Genomic DNA, 14,582 nt, shown 5'->3' on the forward strand with positions numbered 1-14,582 from the left:
TGTCGAGGGACAGGGCTCGGCGTTCTCCGCATGAGGAACGCAGAGCCCTGACGCAGCGTCCGGGCGGAATGAACGTGCATGCGGCTTGCATCCGAGCGCGCGCTCCACGAGACGTTCCCCTGGAACCCCCGCGAGGCTCACCACGATGGTCGCCCTTCCCCTCCCCCGACTCCACCTCTGCGCGCTGCTCCTGCTCGGCGGCGCCTGTGCCTCCACACCGGAGCGCGCCGCTCCGGCCCCTGAAGCAGCAGCCGCACCCCGAGCGCAGGCTGAGGGCCCGAGCGAGTACACGGTGGCCGAGGACATCCACGTGCGCAGGCTCGCGCCCGGCGTGTGGCTCCACACGACGCTGGCGGGCGAGGACTTCGGGCGCTACCCCGCCAACGGGCTGCTCATCGAGGACGGGGAAGCCTCGCTCCTCGTGGACATGGGCTGGAACGCGCGGCATGCGGAGCAGCTGCTGACCTGGGCCCGCGAGACGCTGCGGCGTCCGGTACGCGCGGCCGTGGTGACACACTTCCACGTGGACAGGACTGGCGGGGTGCCCGCGCTCGTGGCCCAGGGCCTTCCGGTGTACGGACTGGAGGACACCGTGAAGCTCGCGAAGGAGCGCGGCATGCCCGTGCCGCCGCGCACCGTCTCGCAGGACCAGGCGCTCGGGCCCATCGAGGTCTTCTTCCCCGGTGCGGGGCATGCGCGAGACAACCTCGTGGTGTGGCACAAGGACAGCGGCGTCCTGTTCGGCGGGTGCTTCGTGAAGGACGGCGCCGCGAAGGACCTGGGCAACGTGGCGGACGCGGACGTGGCAGCCTGGCCCGCGAGCCTGGAGCGCACGCGCCAGCGCTTCCCCGAGATGCAGGTGGTGGTGCCCGGCCACGGCCAGCCCGGCGGCCCGGAGCTGCTGACGCACACGCGGGCCCTGCTTCACTGAAGCGCTCCACAAGTTCCCAACAGCGGTGCCCGGCGGACTGTGCCTGCTTGTCGGGTCGCCGCGGGCCGTGAGCGTTCGACAGCGCACGTGAAGTGGGTCACTCCGTGCTCGGCCGCCTGCTCACATCCGTCAGACCCTGGACATCCCATGCGGTCCGAAGGACCCCGGTGAATGGGCGGCCGATTCCACCGTCCCTACCGTGCCCGTGGAGAATCGCGGGCCGGCGATGGGGATGGAGGGGCGACATGAAACGTGTAGCGGCGGTGGCGGTGCTCGCGATGGCCTTGGGGGGATGCACGGCTTCGAAGATGGAACAGAGGAACGGTTGCTGGGTCCGGCAGGTCCGCACGTTCCCCTCCTCGGTGAAGGAAGACATTGGCCCCTGTGCACGGCCAACCCCGGTCTGGTCCGAGGACCGACTGACGCGGCTGGTGCAGGAGTGCGTGATGCACGCGGACTACCGGTGGCAGAGCAGTGCGTTGGTGGCCTGGAACCGGGGCGAGCCACTGCCCGAGCGCGAGCCGGAGGAGAAGGTGCTCGGGGCCTGCATGGCGCGGGCGGAGACGGTGCTGAACGCGGAGAAGGGCTCGGTGGAGCAGCGCCTGAGCGAAGTCTCCAAGGAGCGGGACACGCTCAAGGCCAGCATGGAGAAGGAGCGCGCCGAGCACCAGGCGAGCCTCGAGAAGGCACGCTCGCAGCACGACGCCTACCTGCAGCAGGCACGCTCGCAGCACGATGCCAGCATGGAGCGGGCGCAGAACCAACTGCACGAGAGCAACAACCGCCTGACGGAGGTGCTGGGCGAGGCGGCGAAGAAGCCCGCACCCAATGCGGTGGCGACGGCGACGGCCACGTCCACCAGCGAGGGCAAGGCGAATACCCAGAGCGACTCGCTCGCGCGGGGTGACTCGGCGTCACGAGGTGACTCCACTTCGCGCGGTGACTCCAACTCCCGACGGGATTCGACGTCCCGGGGACCGACAGTGGCGAAGCCGATTGCCGGCACACCGCTGCCCATGTGCCCGGTTCCCTCGGTGGCGAAGCGGCGCCAGGCACGCTCGGCATCGGGCCTGCAGGAATTGGCGAGCACGGAGGAGTCGCCGGCATGCAAGCCTCCGGCGCCCTCCGACTCCGCGCAGCCTGCTCCCGCCGTGCTGCCTGTCCTGGCGACGCCCGCCGCACAGACCGCACAGGCGCCGACGCCGCTGAAGCCCGAGGACGTGCAGCCGTCCGATTCGGCGAAGTAGCCGCGGACAAGGCGCTGATTCAGCACGGGCCCTCCTCATCGTGATTCGGTGAGGAGGGTTACCGCCTGCGAGATTCAGACGAAGTGGGCGACTTCCAGCGCGTAGCCTTTGGCGTCCATCTTCTCCAGCACATCGCGCAGCTTGGGTGAGATGAGCAACCGGCGCTCGGGCCTCAAGTCGCCGCGTCGACAGCCGAAGTACTTGTCGGTGAGGCACAGGTCGCTGCCATCATGGCTGGCGCGCTTCAGGTACAGCTCGGAGACCTGGTTGAGCCCCGCGATGTGACCCTTCGGGCAACGGTGCTCATTGCGCTCGTCGAGGTCGAAGGGGTGGTTTCCCGCCACCGTCCTCGCATCCAGCGTCAGGGGCTTCGAGGTGAACACGGGGCGGAACCACTCGGAGGACTGGGTGCTCTTGCGCCCGCTGTGGAAGACGGGACGGAACTCCGCTCCTCGCAGACCCTGTTCCTTGAAGGCCGCTACGAACCGGGAGGACACCACGACCTCGCCTGCGATGGTCTGAGCGATGTCCTTGTTCCTGGAGACGCGCTTCGTATTGAGGATGAGCTCGGTCTTCAGCGGTGCTCCCGCGCCACAGTGCGTGCACGCGGCCGACTCGTCGTACTCCGTGCCGAAATCGGTACCCGGCGGTTCGAAGTACGTGCGGATGATGAGGTTCAGCAACTCAGCGGATTCGAGCTCTTCCTCCGTGTACTTGCGATGGATGCGCCAGTAGGTGAAGAACGCATCACCCTTCTCTCGGTAGGAACGATCAATCCGGGCAATACGCTGCACCTGCTTGTCGTCGCTGGGCAGAACGACCTTGCGGAGGGTGTCTCCCAGCGGCACGCCCAGCTCCGACTCCAGATGCTGTTGAGCATCGTCCTCACCAATCCTGAACTCGATGGTCTCGCGCATGCTCAAGGAGTGATGCCAATGAGTTGGGGAATGGGGTATTGCGAGTAGACGCGGACCAGGATTTTTTGAAGATCTTGAGGGCTCGGGCTGCCGCTACCGTACGCTCTCTCGCGGCGAAACGCCTGGGTAATGGCCTTGTGGTACGCCGTGGGCAGCCGGTACGTCTGCCCGTTCTTCTGACCTCCCAGGTACCTGGGTATCAGGTGGTGGTTCTCGTAGCCCGAGCTGTTGGGATACTTCGCCTGCGCCTCCTTGAGCCGCTGGACGTAGGCCTGCCTCGCTTGAAGCACCACCGCCCGGTTCGCGGCCTGTTGCGCGCGAACCTGAGCTTGCAGCGGCGTCGGCCGTGCGGGCGCGAGCAGTGGCGGCTGGCGCACAGCCCTCGCGCCGCCTCCACGCCGCACCGGTGGCCGCACCGCCACGGCGCCATCGAGAGGATCCGTGCCAGCACCCCAGACAAGCTCTTCCCATCCTTCAGGGAGAATGGCACCGGATGGGCCTCCATCGTCATCCTCCGTGGCCTCCGCCACGAAGATGCCTCCCTCCACCGGCGCCACGTCACCGGCAGAGCGCTCCCGCACCGCTTCCGCCCCACCCGCACACGCGAGCAGGAGCACAACCACACAGACTGGGACGAACCGCATTCGACGCATTGGCACCGCTCCATCGCAGGAGTGACAGGGCCCAACCCAGCGCTCGCGCTTGAACTCCCGATGCAGTGCCATGGTCGGGATATGCCTGCAATGCTCCACGTCCATCAGACGAAGTGGGCGACCTCCAGCGCGTAGCCCTTGGCGTCGATTCCCTCCAGCACGTCACGCAGCCTGGGTGAGATGAGCAACCGGCGCTCGGGCCTCAAGTCGCCGCGTCGGCAGCCGAAGTACTTGTCGGTGAGGCACAGGTCACTGCCATCATGGCTGGCGCGCTTCAGGTACAGCTCGGAGACCTGGTTGAGCCCCGCGATGTGCCCCTTCGGACAGCGGTGCTCATTGCGCTCGTCGAGGTCGAAGGGGTGGTTTCCCGCCACCGTCCTCGCATCCAGCGTCAGGGGCTTCGAGGTGAACACGGGGCGGAACCACTCGGAGGACTGGGTGCTCTTGCGCCCGCTGTGGAAGACGGGACGGAACTCCGCTCCTCGCAGACCCTGTTCCTTGAAGGCCGCCACGAACCGGGAGGACACCACGACCTCGCCTGCGATGGTCTGAGCGATGTCCTTGTTCCTGGAGACGCGCTTCGTGTTCAGGATGAGCTCGGTCTTCAGGGGTGCTCCCGCGCCACAGTGCGTGCACGCGGCCGACTCGTCGTACTCTGTGCCGAAATCGGTACCCGGCGGTTCGAAGTACGTGCGGATGATGAGGTCCAGCAGCTCAGCGGATTCGAGCTCTTCCTCCGTGTACTTGCGATGGATGTGCCAGTAGGTGAAGAAGAGGTCTCCTCTCTTCTGTTGAGCACGTTCGATATCGCCAATCTCCTGCACGCGGCGGTCATCACCGGGCAGCACAACCTTCCTCAGACTTTCGTTGAGGAGAACCCCCAGGCCAGGTTCGAGGAACTTCCGGGCCCGCTCTTCCGCAATCCTGAATTCAAAGGTCTCGCGCATGATCAGGGAGTGATTCCGACGAGCTGAGGAATCGGGTACCGGGAGTAGACCCGCACGAGTATATCCGTCAGTTCCTGGGGATTGGGCTTGTAACGCTGGCCGTACCGCCACTCCTGGCGGAATGCCTGGGTAACGGCCTTGTGGTACGCTGTGGGCAACCGGTACGTCTGCCCGTCCTTCGGCCCCCCCAGGTACCTGGGTATCAGGTGGTGATTCTCGTAGCCCGAGCTGTTCGGATACTTCGCCTGCGCCTCCTTGAGCCGCTGGACGTAGGCCTGCCTCGCCTGGAGCACCACCGCCTGGTTCGCGGCCCGTTGCGCGCGAACCTGAGCTTGCAGCGGCGTCGGCCGTGCGGGCGCGAGCAGTGGCGGCTGGCGCACAGCCCTCGCGCCGCCTCCACGCCGCACCGGTGGCCGCACCGCCACGGCGCCATCGAGAGGATCCGTGCCAGCACCCCAGACAAGCTCTTCCCATCCTTCAGGGAGAATGGCACCGGATGGGCCTCCATCGTCATCCTCCGTGGCCTCCGCCACGAAGATGCCTCCCTCCACCGGCGCCACGTCACCGGCAGAGCGCTCCCGCACCGCTTCCGCCCCACCCGCACACGCGAGCAGGAGCACAACCACACAGACTGGGACGAACCGCATTCGACGCATTGGCACCGCTCCATCGCAGGAGTGACAGGGCCCAACCTGGCGCTCGCGCTTGAACTCCGGTCCCGATGCAGTGCGCCGCACTGTGCATTCCAGCACGCTTCCCACTTCCGAGAGCAGCACCGCGCCTCCGCGCCACTCGGCTGTCAGGCCCCACGCCACGCTCGCGTCCCTGCGAACCGACGGAATCCAGAGGTGCCACGGGGCTGTCCCCGGGCTCCCGGGTCTGGGCATGGGCGCTCTGCGCTCAGGTACCGGACAGGGTGTCCCCGGGTCCATTGCTCGCGGTGGCTCCCTCACATCGGGCCATCCGGCCGGGCCGCCGCGAGGCCCACATGAGCAGGCTCCACCGGTTGGGGCTTTCTCAGAACTAGCTCAATGGAAGAGCGCAAGACTGCCAATCTTGAGGTTGAAGGTTCGACTCCTTCGTTCTGACCCGATCTGAAAAATCGGTCATCCAAGGGGGTCCTGCCCGGAGCTGACGCGAACGCTGGCCCACCACTTCCACCCTCCCCCGCCGTGACGCCCGGCCGTCCGCCAGGGCGACAGGTCCACCCCGAGTTGTCAGCGGGAGCCCCTGCCGCCGTCCGTGGACAGGCCTGGCCCCCGAGCGCGGGAAGGCCCGAAGCGGAACGGGCACGCAGTCGGCGCTTCACGTCCGTGAAGGGTGGGGCTCTCACTTTTCAGTCGTACCCGGGGCTCGCGCGGCGACGCGCAATCACCGCCCCGGTCACAAAGCTCCCGCGAGCGGGAGAAGGGAGGTGCGCGATGAGCATCATGCGTGTGGATGTCGGGCAGAACGAGCGGGCCTTCGTCCTGGTGGACGAGCTTCCGGCGCGCTACCTCGTGCCCGGCCGGTACTGGCTGGTCTACCCCTTCCGCAAGGTGCGGCTGGTGCGCGTGAGCACCGAGCAGCCCCTCGCCAACCTCGACACGTCCCTGCTCGCCCTCGTGCCCGAGGCCGACCTCCAGGTGGTGGAGCTCGGCGCCGACGAGCGCGCCGTCCTCTTCCACAAGGGCCGTCCCGTGAAGTGGCTCGGCCGCGGTCAGCACCAGGTGTGGACGGTGGAGCGCATCCCCGGCCGCGCCCTCGTGCCCGCCGCGCCCTCCGTGCGCGTGGAGCGCGTGGACACGTCCGGCGTCGCCACGCTGCCGCTGCGGGACGACGTGCGCGCGCTGGTCCCCGCCAGCGACTACGTCGAGGCCATCGCCGCGGAGGGCAGCGTCGTGCTGCGCTACGTGGACGGTGCCCTGGACGCAGTGCTCCCCGCCGGCCGTCACGCGGCGTGGACGGTGGCCCGCAAGGTGTCCCTCGCGGTCATCGACCTGCGCGAGCGCCTGCTCCACGTCACGGGCCAGGAGGTGATGACGAAGGACCGCGTCACCCTGCGCCTCAACCTCTCCGCGGCCTTCCGCGTGGCGGACGCGCGCCGGCTCGCCGTGGTGGCACGCACGCCGGACGACATCCTCTACCTCGCCATGCAGCTCGCGGCACGCGAGGCGGTGGCGGTGCGCACGCTGGATGAGCTGCTCGCCTCCCGTGAGGCGGTGGCCGAGTCCCTCTTCACCGACGTGAAGGACCGCGCGGAGACGGTGGGCCTGGAGCTGCTGCGCTTCGGCATCAAGGACGTCGTGCTCCCGGGTGAGATGAAGGAGCTGCTCAACAAGGTCATCCAGGCGCAGAAGGAGGCGGAGGCCAACGTCATCCTCCGCCGCGAGGAGACGGCGGCGACGCGCTCCATGGCGCAGACGGCGAAGGTGCTGGCGGAGAACCCGCTGCTGGTGCGCCTCAAGGAGCTGGAGGCGTACAAGGACCTGGCGTCCAAGGTCGGCCAGGTGCACCTCGTGCTCGGCGAGGGCGCGGTGCCCACGCTGCAGCTCAAGGGCTCCTGAGCGGCGCGCCGCGCACGGAAGTCCGAAGACACGGAGGGCCTCCGGGGAACACACCCCGGAGGCCCTTCGTGCGTCAGCGCTTCAAGACGCCGCGAGGCTCACGGGTCCAGGCGGGCCGGGAAGTCGATGCGGTTGCCCCAGATGGGCTGGGAGTTGCAGGTCGCCGGAACGGCGGCCCACGACAGGATGGCGCGCATGTTGATGGCGCGACCGCTGCCCCACGGGCAGATGGCCGTGGGCGCGGCGGAGACCGCGCTGGCGGAGTGGTACCAGGACGGCGACTGCAGCGCGGGGAAGGCATTGTCGATGACGTGCACGGAGCCCACGACGGAGGCATCCCAGATGCCGTCGCGGTTGCAGTCGAAGCAGAAGCGCACGTGCTCGTTGCTGCCCGCCGCCCCGCCGAAGCCGAAGTTCTGGCGGATCTGCACATCGCACGCGGCGCGCCGCTGCTGCGGGTGCAGGCCGCAGCTGTTCATCTTCTCGTAGAAGATGTTGAAGTTGGTGATGACCGCCGTCAGCCCCTGCGTCACCGGGCCGCGACAGTGGCCGAACTGCGCCTCCAGGGACGACTCCGTAGCTCCGGCATTCACGGCGTTCTGGTACGCGATGCGCGCGTTGTCGTCACAGACCTGCTGGGCGGCCGCGGTGAGCGGAAACGCCGCGCACACCGCGGCCAGCAACCCCAGGGAACGGAAGACGGACACGACAGGACGACGAGTCATGAGTGGCCCCTTTTGGGCTCGGACTTCGAGCCGCTGCGCCGTCTTGAGTGACGGCTTTTCAAGGGTAAGCGCGCTTCACCAGCAATGACAATTTCATTTCACTATGGGTGAATCGCGACTCGCGCGGCGACTGACTCGCGAATCAACCTCGGGTAGCTTCGGCGCCCATGACCTCCGCGAGCCACTACCTCCCGAACCTGCGCGACATCGAGTTCAACCTCTTCGAGTTCCTCGACATCGGCCGCACGTCGCTGGGCCGCGCGCCCTTTGGTGACCTGGACGAGACGTCCGCGCGGCAGATGCTCCAGACGTTCGCGCAGCTGTGCACCGGCGAGCTGGCCGCCAGCTTCGACGAGGCCGAGCACAACCCTCCGAAGCTGGAGGGCGGGAAGGTGACGCTGCCCCCCGGGCTGAAGAGCGCCATGGGCGCCTTCTTCGACGCGGGCATGCACCTGCTGGAGCAGCCGCCGCACCTGGGGGGACTGGGCGCTCCGCCGTCGCTGGGCTGGGCCTCCTTCGAGCTGCTGGCGGGCGCCAACGCGGCGCTGGCCTTCTACACGCTGGGCAACCTGCTCGCGCGCATCGTCGACCGGCTGGGGACGGATGCGCAGAAGAGCCGCTTCCTGCCGCGCATGCTGGAGCGCCGCTGGCAGGGCACCATGGTGCTCACCGAGCCGGACGCCGGCAGCGACGTGGGCGCCGCGCGCACGAAGGCGCGTCACGTGGGCGGCGAAATCTGGGAGATTGAGGGCGTCAAGCGCTTCATCACCAACGGCGACTCGGACATGTCCGAGAACATCATCCACATGGTGCTGGCGCGGCCCGAGGGCGCGGGGCCGGGCACCAAGGGCCTGTCGCTGTTCGTGGTGCCCAAGTACTGGGTGGAGGAAGACGGCAGCCTGGGCGAGCTCAACGGCGTGGTGTGCACCAAGCTGGAGAAGAAGATGGGGCTCAAGGGCTCCGTCACCTGCGAGCTGACGTTTGGCGACGGGAAGCCCGCGCGCGGCCTGTTGCTGGGCGAGGTCCACGACGGCATGCGGCAGATGTTCTACATCATCGAGCAGGCGCGCATGGCGGTGGGCGTGAAGTCCATGGCCACGCTGTCCGCGGGCTACGAGCGCGCGCTGGCGTTCTCGAAGGACAGGCTCCAGGGCGCGGACCTGATGAAGGCGCGGGACAAGACGGCGCCGCGCGTGCCCGTCTTCCACCACCCGGACGTGCGCCGCATGCTGATGGCGCAGAAGGCGCACGCGGAGGGCATGCGCGCGCTGTGCCTCTACACCGCGTCCATCCAGGACGGCGTGGAGCTGAAGGGCGGCCACCGCGCCACCGAGGCCGGCGAGCTGGCCACGCTCAACGACATGCTGCTGCCGCTGGTGAAGGGCTACTGCTCGGAGAAGGCGTACGAGCTGCTGGCGCTGTCGCTCCAGGTGCACGGCGGCTCGGGCTACCTGACGGACTACCCGGTGGAGCAGTACATCCGGGACCAGAAAATCGACACGCTCTACGAGGGCACCACGCACATCCAGGCGCTCGACTTGCTGATGCGCAAGGTGGCGCGCGACGGCGGAGCGACGCTCCAGGGGCTGCTGGGCCAGGTGCGCGAGACGGCCGAGGGCGGCGGGGGCGGCAAGGAGCTGGAGGCCGAGCGCGCCGCGCTGGGCCGGGCGCTGGGAGATTTGGAGACGATGCTCGGCACGCTGATGGGGAAGCTGGGCGAGTCCGTCTACCACGTGGGCCTGCAGGGCAACCGCGTGCTGACGTCCGTGGCGGAGCTGGTCATCGGCTGGCTGCTGGTGCGGCACGCGCAGGTGGCGCTGGAGCGGATGAAGAGCAACCCCGGTGACAGGGCCTTCTACGCGGGCAAGCTCGCCAGCGCGCGCTGGTACTGCCACGAGGTGCTCCCCGGCCTCGCCCACGCCGCCCGCATGGTGGAGCACGGCAACCTGGACCTGATGGACGTGCCGGAAGAGTCGTTCTGAGCCGGTGACGGGCGGCGCACGCCCCGTCCACCGCTGGCCCCCGGCCGCACTTGTGGCCGGGGGCGCACACCTTCGGGGCTCCATGTCGCTGTGCGGCCTCGCCTCCCCTCGTCCTTCCCGGGGCCGGAGCGCTGGCCCGGGGTTCGCAATGAGGTCCGGGCGTGATGCTCTCCGCCCTCTCCCTCGCCGCCGCCGTCGCCCTCTCCTCTCCCGCCACCTCGCCCGGAGCCGTGTACGGGTGGGCGACCTTCGCGGGTCACCGCGTCGCCTGCACCGACGCGGGCCTGGAGGTGCTCACCCCCTCCGGCCAGCCGGTGCGAGTGCTCGGGCCGGAGGAGGGGTTGCCGGGCACCACCTGCCTCGCGCTGGAGGTCGCCGGGGAGCGGCTCTTCGCCGCCACGGATGTGGGCATCGTCTCGCTCGACTCCACGTTCCAGCTCGAGCCCGTGCTCGACGTGAGCTGGCACACGCTGCCGCCCGCCGAGGACGCGAGCAGCGCGGAGTACGTGGAGCGCCTGGACCTGCTCGCGAAGGTGCTGCCTCCGGACGCCACGTACACGGTGCTGACCTCGCGGTACGCGGGCACGGCGGACGGACGCGTGCTGGAGCTGGGCACCGAGCGCGCGTGGACCGTCGCCGGGCCCGTGCGGCTCATCGACGAGGAGCAGCACGGCGTGCAGGTGGTCGCTGAGGAAGGCGCGTTCTTCATCGACTTGAAGGGGCGGCTGGCGGCGCGCTGACCCCGACGCCCTGCCCCCCTGTCCCGGGAACACGCCGCCTGCCCGCGTGTGTGGAACAGGAGCAGGCAGCCGAGCCCGTTCGCTGCACCCCGGAGCCCTTTGGCTGCTCCGGTTCGGAAGTGGCCCCGGCTCGGGCGTAGAATCCACTGGCCGTGGAATCCACCTCTCCCGTCGCGAGCTCCGTCCTGCCGTCCTCCGCCGTGACGCTCCGGCCGGAGCCCTCCGCGTCCGCGCTGCTCCAACTGGCGCGCCGCCTGCCGTTGCTGATGCTGTTCTATGCGGTGCCGGGCATCATCACCGCGAGCCAGACCTACTTCTACGCCCAGGCCAAGGACCCCACCTACACCTTCGACCGGGCGCTGCTGATGCAGGTGCCGACCTGGCAGTACTGGGCGTTCGCCACCCCGCTCATCCTCGCGCTCGGACGGCGCTTTCGCCTGGAACGCGAAGTCTGGCCCCGCAGTGTCGCGGTCCACCTGACCGCCCTCGCCGCGGTCATGGTCCCCCACGTGTCGCTCGTCTACTTCGTCTCCCGGGCCGCGGGAGAGAAGTGGTTCGTCGAGAACTCACTGGGCCAGCTCCTGCCCCTGATGATGGGCAAGTACTTCGTCACGGACCTGCTCATCTACGGCGGCATCATCTCCATCGGCTACGCCGTCGAGTACCACCGCCGCTACCGCGAGGGAGAGCTGGCCCAGTCCCAGTTGGAGACACGCCTGGTCCACGCGCAGCTCGACGTCCTGCGCGCCCAGCTCCACCCGCACTTCCTCTTCAACACGCTCAACGCCATCTCCGTCCTCGTGCGCAAGCAGGACACCGCCGGCTCCATCCGCATGCTCACCGGCGTCAGCGAGCTGCTGCGCATGGCCCTCAACAACACCGGCCGCCAGCACGTCCCCTTCCACGAGGACCTCGACTTCCTGGAGCGCTACCTCGACATCGAGCAGACCCGTTTCCAGGACCGGCTCCAGGTGGTCCGCGCCATCGACCCCGCCACGCTCGGCGCGCTCGTGCCCAGCCTCATCCTCCAGCCGCTGGTGGAGAACGCCATCAAGCACGGCCTCGCCACCCGCTCCGGCGCCGGACGCGTGGAGCTGCGTGCCTCGCGCGAGGGAGTGCGGCTGGTGCTGGAGGTCCTCGACGACGGCCCCGGGCTCGCTCCCGGCTGGGACACCCATGACGGTTGCATCGGCGTGGCCAACGTGCGCGCCCGCCTGAACCAGCTCTACGGAGACCGACACACCTTCACGCTGGAGAACCGCGCCGGGGGCGGCGTGCGCGCCCGCCTGGAGCTGCCCTTCCAGGCCGCCTCGTCGGAGGCGCGCGGGATATGAACGCGGCCGCCGCCATCCGCACGCTCGTCGTGGATGACGAGCCCCTGGCCCGCGAGGGCCTGCGCCTGCTGCTCGCCACGGACCCGGAGGTCAGCGTGGTGGGCGAGGCCGGCAATGGACCGGAGGCCGTGCGCCTCATCCGTGAGCAGCGGCCCGACCTCGTCCTGCTCGACGTGCAGATGCCCGAGCTCAACGGCTTCGAGGTGCTCGCCCACCTCGCCCCCACCGAGGTCCCCGCTGTCATCTTCGTCACCGCGTACGACCGCTACGCCCTGCGCGCCTTCGACATCCACGCGCTCGACTACTTGCTCAAGCCGTTCCGTGATGACCGCTTCCACGACGCCGTCGGCCGCGCCAAGGCCCAGATTCGCCTGACGCGCATGTCCGACCTCAGCCAGCGGCTGATGTCCGTGCTCTCCACCTACGGCGAGCGCGACAACACTCCGGCACCGGCACCCGCGCCCACTCCCACGCCCGAGCCATGGGTGCACCGGCTCGCCATCCGTGACACGGGCCGCGTCGTGTTCCTCGACGTGGACGAAATCGAATACATCGAGGCAGCCGACTACTACGTGCAGATTCACGCGGGCGGGAAGGCGTACCTCCACCGCGAGACGATGCAGAGCCTGGAGGCGCGCCTGGACCCGGAGCGCTTCATGCGCATCCACCGCTCGGCCATCGTCAACTCGCGCCGCATCCGCGAGCTGCGCAGCGAGGGCCGCAGAGACCTCGTCGTGGTGCTCACCGGTGGCGCGGAGCTGCGCGTCGCGCGCAGCCACCGCGAGAAGTTCCAGCACCTGCGCTGAGCCACGAGGCTCGCGGCGCTCGAACTGCGCTCACCGTAGGTGAGCCCCACGGCCCCTTTGCCGCACGCCCGTCCCATTGGCTGGCAAGTGTCACATCGCTTCAACAGCGCCCGCCGCAGGTGAGCCTCCGGCCCGTTCGCCGCACGGTGGTGCCGGTTCGCCGCATGCCCGTCCCCACTGGCTGAACACTCCACCCGCGCGACGCTGGCGAGGGCACTGTGTCTCCCGTCTCACCCTGTCACCCACGGAGGCACCCCATGCTGCGCAAGTCCCTCGTTTCCTCGTTCCTCGCTCTCGGTCTGACGTTTGCCCCCGCCATCGCCGCCGCTGGCGAGGGCGCCGAGTGCACCCAGGGCAAGCTGTCGCTCCAGGCGGTCGTCGACAAGCACCTCAAGGCCGTGGGCGGCAAGGAGCGGCTCAAGGCCGTGAAGTCCTTCCAGCTCACCACCATCGCCAAGGAGGGCGACACCGTCACCACCATCAACATGCAGCGCGCCCGTCCCAACCTCGTGCGCTACGACATGGACAAGAACGGCACCAAGGTCACCAAGGTGTTCGACGGCCAGCAGGGCTGGATGGCGGAGGGCACGGCCGCGCCGCAGCGCCTGGACAAGGAGAAGAACGCGATGATGGCCGAGGGCGCGGCCTTCGATGACGCCCTGCTGGACCCGAAGGCCCGGGGCGTCACGCTGGCGATGGACGGCGTGGAGGAGGTGAACGGCGCTTCCGCGTTCAAGCTGGTCCTCACCCGTGGTGCCACCACCGAGGTCCGCTTCATCGACCAGACGTCCTTCCTCGAAGTGCGCCGCACCTACGCCGGCACCCATGAGGGCAAGGCGTACAACAAGGCGGTCACCTTCTCCGACTACCGCAACGTGGACGGCATCATGGTCAGCCACCGCGTGCAGTGGGCGGCCGACGGCAAGCAGGGCGAGAAGGTCATCCAGAGCGCCCGCTACGACGCGCCCATCGACGCCGCTGTCTTCAAGCCGGCGACCCCGCGGAGCTGAGCAGCGCCTCACGCCTCTGCTCCCGAGGGTGCTCGCTGCGCCCTCGGGTGTGCTGGGCCTGAGAACCACACCCGGGAAGGAGCGCGCGCGACTCCGCGCAGTGGCTCCTTTCCTTCATCCACGTCTGGCGTATGGCTACTTCTTCCGTCCTCCTCCTCGCGCTCGCCGCCACGTCGATACAGCCCGAGCAGACCTCCTCCGACCTTCCTCCGGTCACCGCCCAGCCGAAGGTGGAGGATGCGATGCTCACGCCCGTCCCACCGGCTCCCCGGCTGGTGAAGACCTGGGACGAGGCGCTGACCCTGGTGCTCGAGCGGTCCACGGACCTGCGCAGCGTGGAGGCCGGCGTGCAACGCGCCAGTGGCCGGTGGCGCCAGGCCCTGTCGGCGCTGCTGCCCAACGCGCGCGCCCAGGCCAGCGTGGCCATTGACGTCCTCAACCCCGACACCCCCGCGGTGACAAACCCGGGCACGGGCGCCGGCACGAGCGGACGCACGCCCACGGCGCCACTGGGCACAGTCACCGCGACGCTGACGCAGTCGGTGGTGGACCTGGGCGCGTGGCGCGGGCTGTCGTCGGCCCGGGCCGCGGAGACGGGCGCGGTGGCGAGCCTCCAGGACGCGCGCCGCCGCCTCACCCTGGGACTGGCGCAGGTGCTGGTGGCCACCGTGGCCGCCGAGCGCGCCGCCGAAATCAACCGCGTCGGCCTGCAGCGGGCCCTGGAGCGCGAGGCCCTCACCCGGC

General features: G+C 69.1%; 14 protein-coding genes and 1 tRNA gene. 10 read left to right on the plus strand and 5 right to left on the minus strand.

What is annotated here, in order from left to right; all coding sequences use genetic code 11:
• Nucleotides 1–145 precede the first annotated feature (145 nt).
• On the plus strand, nucleotides 146–931 hold the full coding sequence (blaPYX, locus tag G4D85_RS32660) for a PYX family subclass B1 metallo-beta-lactamase (protein WP_164017962.1): 786 nt from the start codon (nucleotides 146–148) through the stop codon (nucleotides 929–931).
• Nucleotides 932–1,176: 245 nt separating this feature from the next.
• Entirely contained in the window at nucleotides 1,177–2,178 is a 1,002-nt protein-coding gene (locus G4D85_RS32665) for a hypothetical protein (protein WP_205525814.1), read from the plus strand.
• 74 nt (nucleotides 2,179–2,252) lie between these two features.
• Here G4D85_RS32665 and G4D85_RS32670 read toward each other — a convergent pair whose 3' ends face one another.
• From G4D85_RS32670 to G4D85_RS32685, 4 genes are all read right to left on the minus strand, one after another.
• Nucleotides 2,253–3,095 (minus strand): hypothetical protein, encoded by an 843-nt coding sequence (locus G4D85_RS32670; RefSeq protein ID WP_164017963.1) that lies wholly within the window; start codon nucleotides 3,093–3,095, stop codon nucleotides 2,253–2,255.
• 2 nt (nucleotides 3,096–3,097) lie between these two features.
• Nucleotides 3,098–3,472, minus strand: a complete 375-nt coding sequence (locus G4D85_RS32675) for a hypothetical protein (RefSeq protein ID WP_164017964.1) — start codon at nucleotides 3,470–3,472, stop codon at nucleotides 3,098–3,100.
• A 380-nt stretch (nucleotides 3,473–3,852) separates the two neighbouring features.
• Nucleotides 3,853–4,596, minus strand: a complete 744-nt coding sequence (locus G4D85_RS32680; protein WP_164017965.1) for a hypothetical protein — start codon at nucleotides 4,594–4,596, stop codon at nucleotides 3,853–3,855.
• 101 nt (nucleotides 4,597–4,697) lie between these two features.
• Nucleotides 4,698–5,075, minus strand: a complete 378-nt coding sequence (locus G4D85_RS32685; protein ID WP_164017966.1) for a hypothetical protein — start codon at nucleotides 5,073–5,075, stop codon at nucleotides 4,698–4,700.
• Between the two features lie 637 nt (nucleotides 5,076–5,712).
• Here G4D85_RS32685 and G4D85_RS32690 point away from each other — a divergent pair.
• Nucleotides 5,713–5,784 (plus strand) — tRNA-Gly (locus tag G4D85_RS32690).
• Between the two features lie 332 nt (nucleotides 5,785–6,116).
• A complete protein-coding gene (locus G4D85_RS32695; RefSeq protein WP_164017967.1) occupies nucleotides 6,117–7,241 on the plus strand; it encodes a slipin family protein in 1,125 nt (374 codons plus the stop codon).
• A gap of 98 nt (nucleotides 7,242–7,339) precedes the next feature.
• Here the strand turns inward: G4D85_RS32695 and G4D85_RS32700 are convergent, their stop codons facing one another.
• Nucleotides 7,340–7,966, minus strand: coding sequence for a hypothetical protein (locus G4D85_RS32700; RefSeq protein ID WP_164017968.1), 627 nt, complete (start codon nucleotides 7,964–7,966; stop codon nucleotides 7,340–7,342).
• Between the two features lie 167 nt (nucleotides 7,967–8,133).
• On the opposite strand from G4D85_RS32700, the gene G4D85_RS32705 reads away from it, so the two are divergent.
• The 6 genes from G4D85_RS32705 to G4D85_RS32730 form a co-directional block, all read left to right on the plus strand.
• Nucleotides 8,134–9,948 (plus strand): acyl-CoA dehydrogenase, encoded by a 1,815-nt coding sequence (locus tag G4D85_RS32705; RefSeq protein WP_164017969.1) that lies wholly within the window; start codon nucleotides 8,134–8,136, stop codon nucleotides 9,946–9,948.
• A gap of 161 nt (nucleotides 9,949–10,109) precedes the next feature.
• Entirely contained in the window at nucleotides 10,110–10,688 is a 579-nt protein-coding gene (locus G4D85_RS32710) for a hypothetical protein (RefSeq protein ID WP_164017970.1), read from the plus strand.
• Between the two features lie 152 nt (nucleotides 10,689–10,840).
• Complete coding sequence (locus G4D85_RS32715) at nucleotides 10,841–12,022, plus strand: sensor histidine kinase (RefSeq protein WP_164017971.1); 1,182 nt, start codon at nucleotides 10,841–10,843, stop codon at nucleotides 12,020–12,022.
• Nucleotides 12,019–12,828, plus strand: a complete 810-nt coding sequence (locus tag G4D85_RS32720) for a LytR/AlgR family response regulator transcription factor (protein WP_164017972.1) — start codon at nucleotides 12,019–12,021, stop codon at nucleotides 12,826–12,828. The genes G4D85_RS32715 and G4D85_RS32720 overlap by 4 nt, the downstream gene beginning before the upstream one ends.
• 257 nt (nucleotides 12,829–13,085) lie before the next feature.
• Nucleotides 13,086–13,838, plus strand: a complete 753-nt coding sequence (locus tag G4D85_RS32725) for an outer membrane lipoprotein-sorting protein (RefSeq protein ID WP_164017973.1) — start codon at nucleotides 13,086–13,088, stop codon at nucleotides 13,836–13,838.
• A 131-nt stretch (nucleotides 13,839–13,969) separates the two neighbouring features.
• Nucleotides 13,970–14,582 (plus strand): TolC family protein (locus tag G4D85_RS32730; protein WP_164017974.1); only part of this gene is annotated, 613 nt, incomplete at its 3' end.

It is taken from the genome of Pyxidicoccus trucidator (assembly GCF_010894435.1).
Taxonomy (GTDB): Bacteria; Myxococcota; Myxococcia; order Myxococcales; family Myxococcaceae; genus Myxococcus; species Myxococcus trucidator.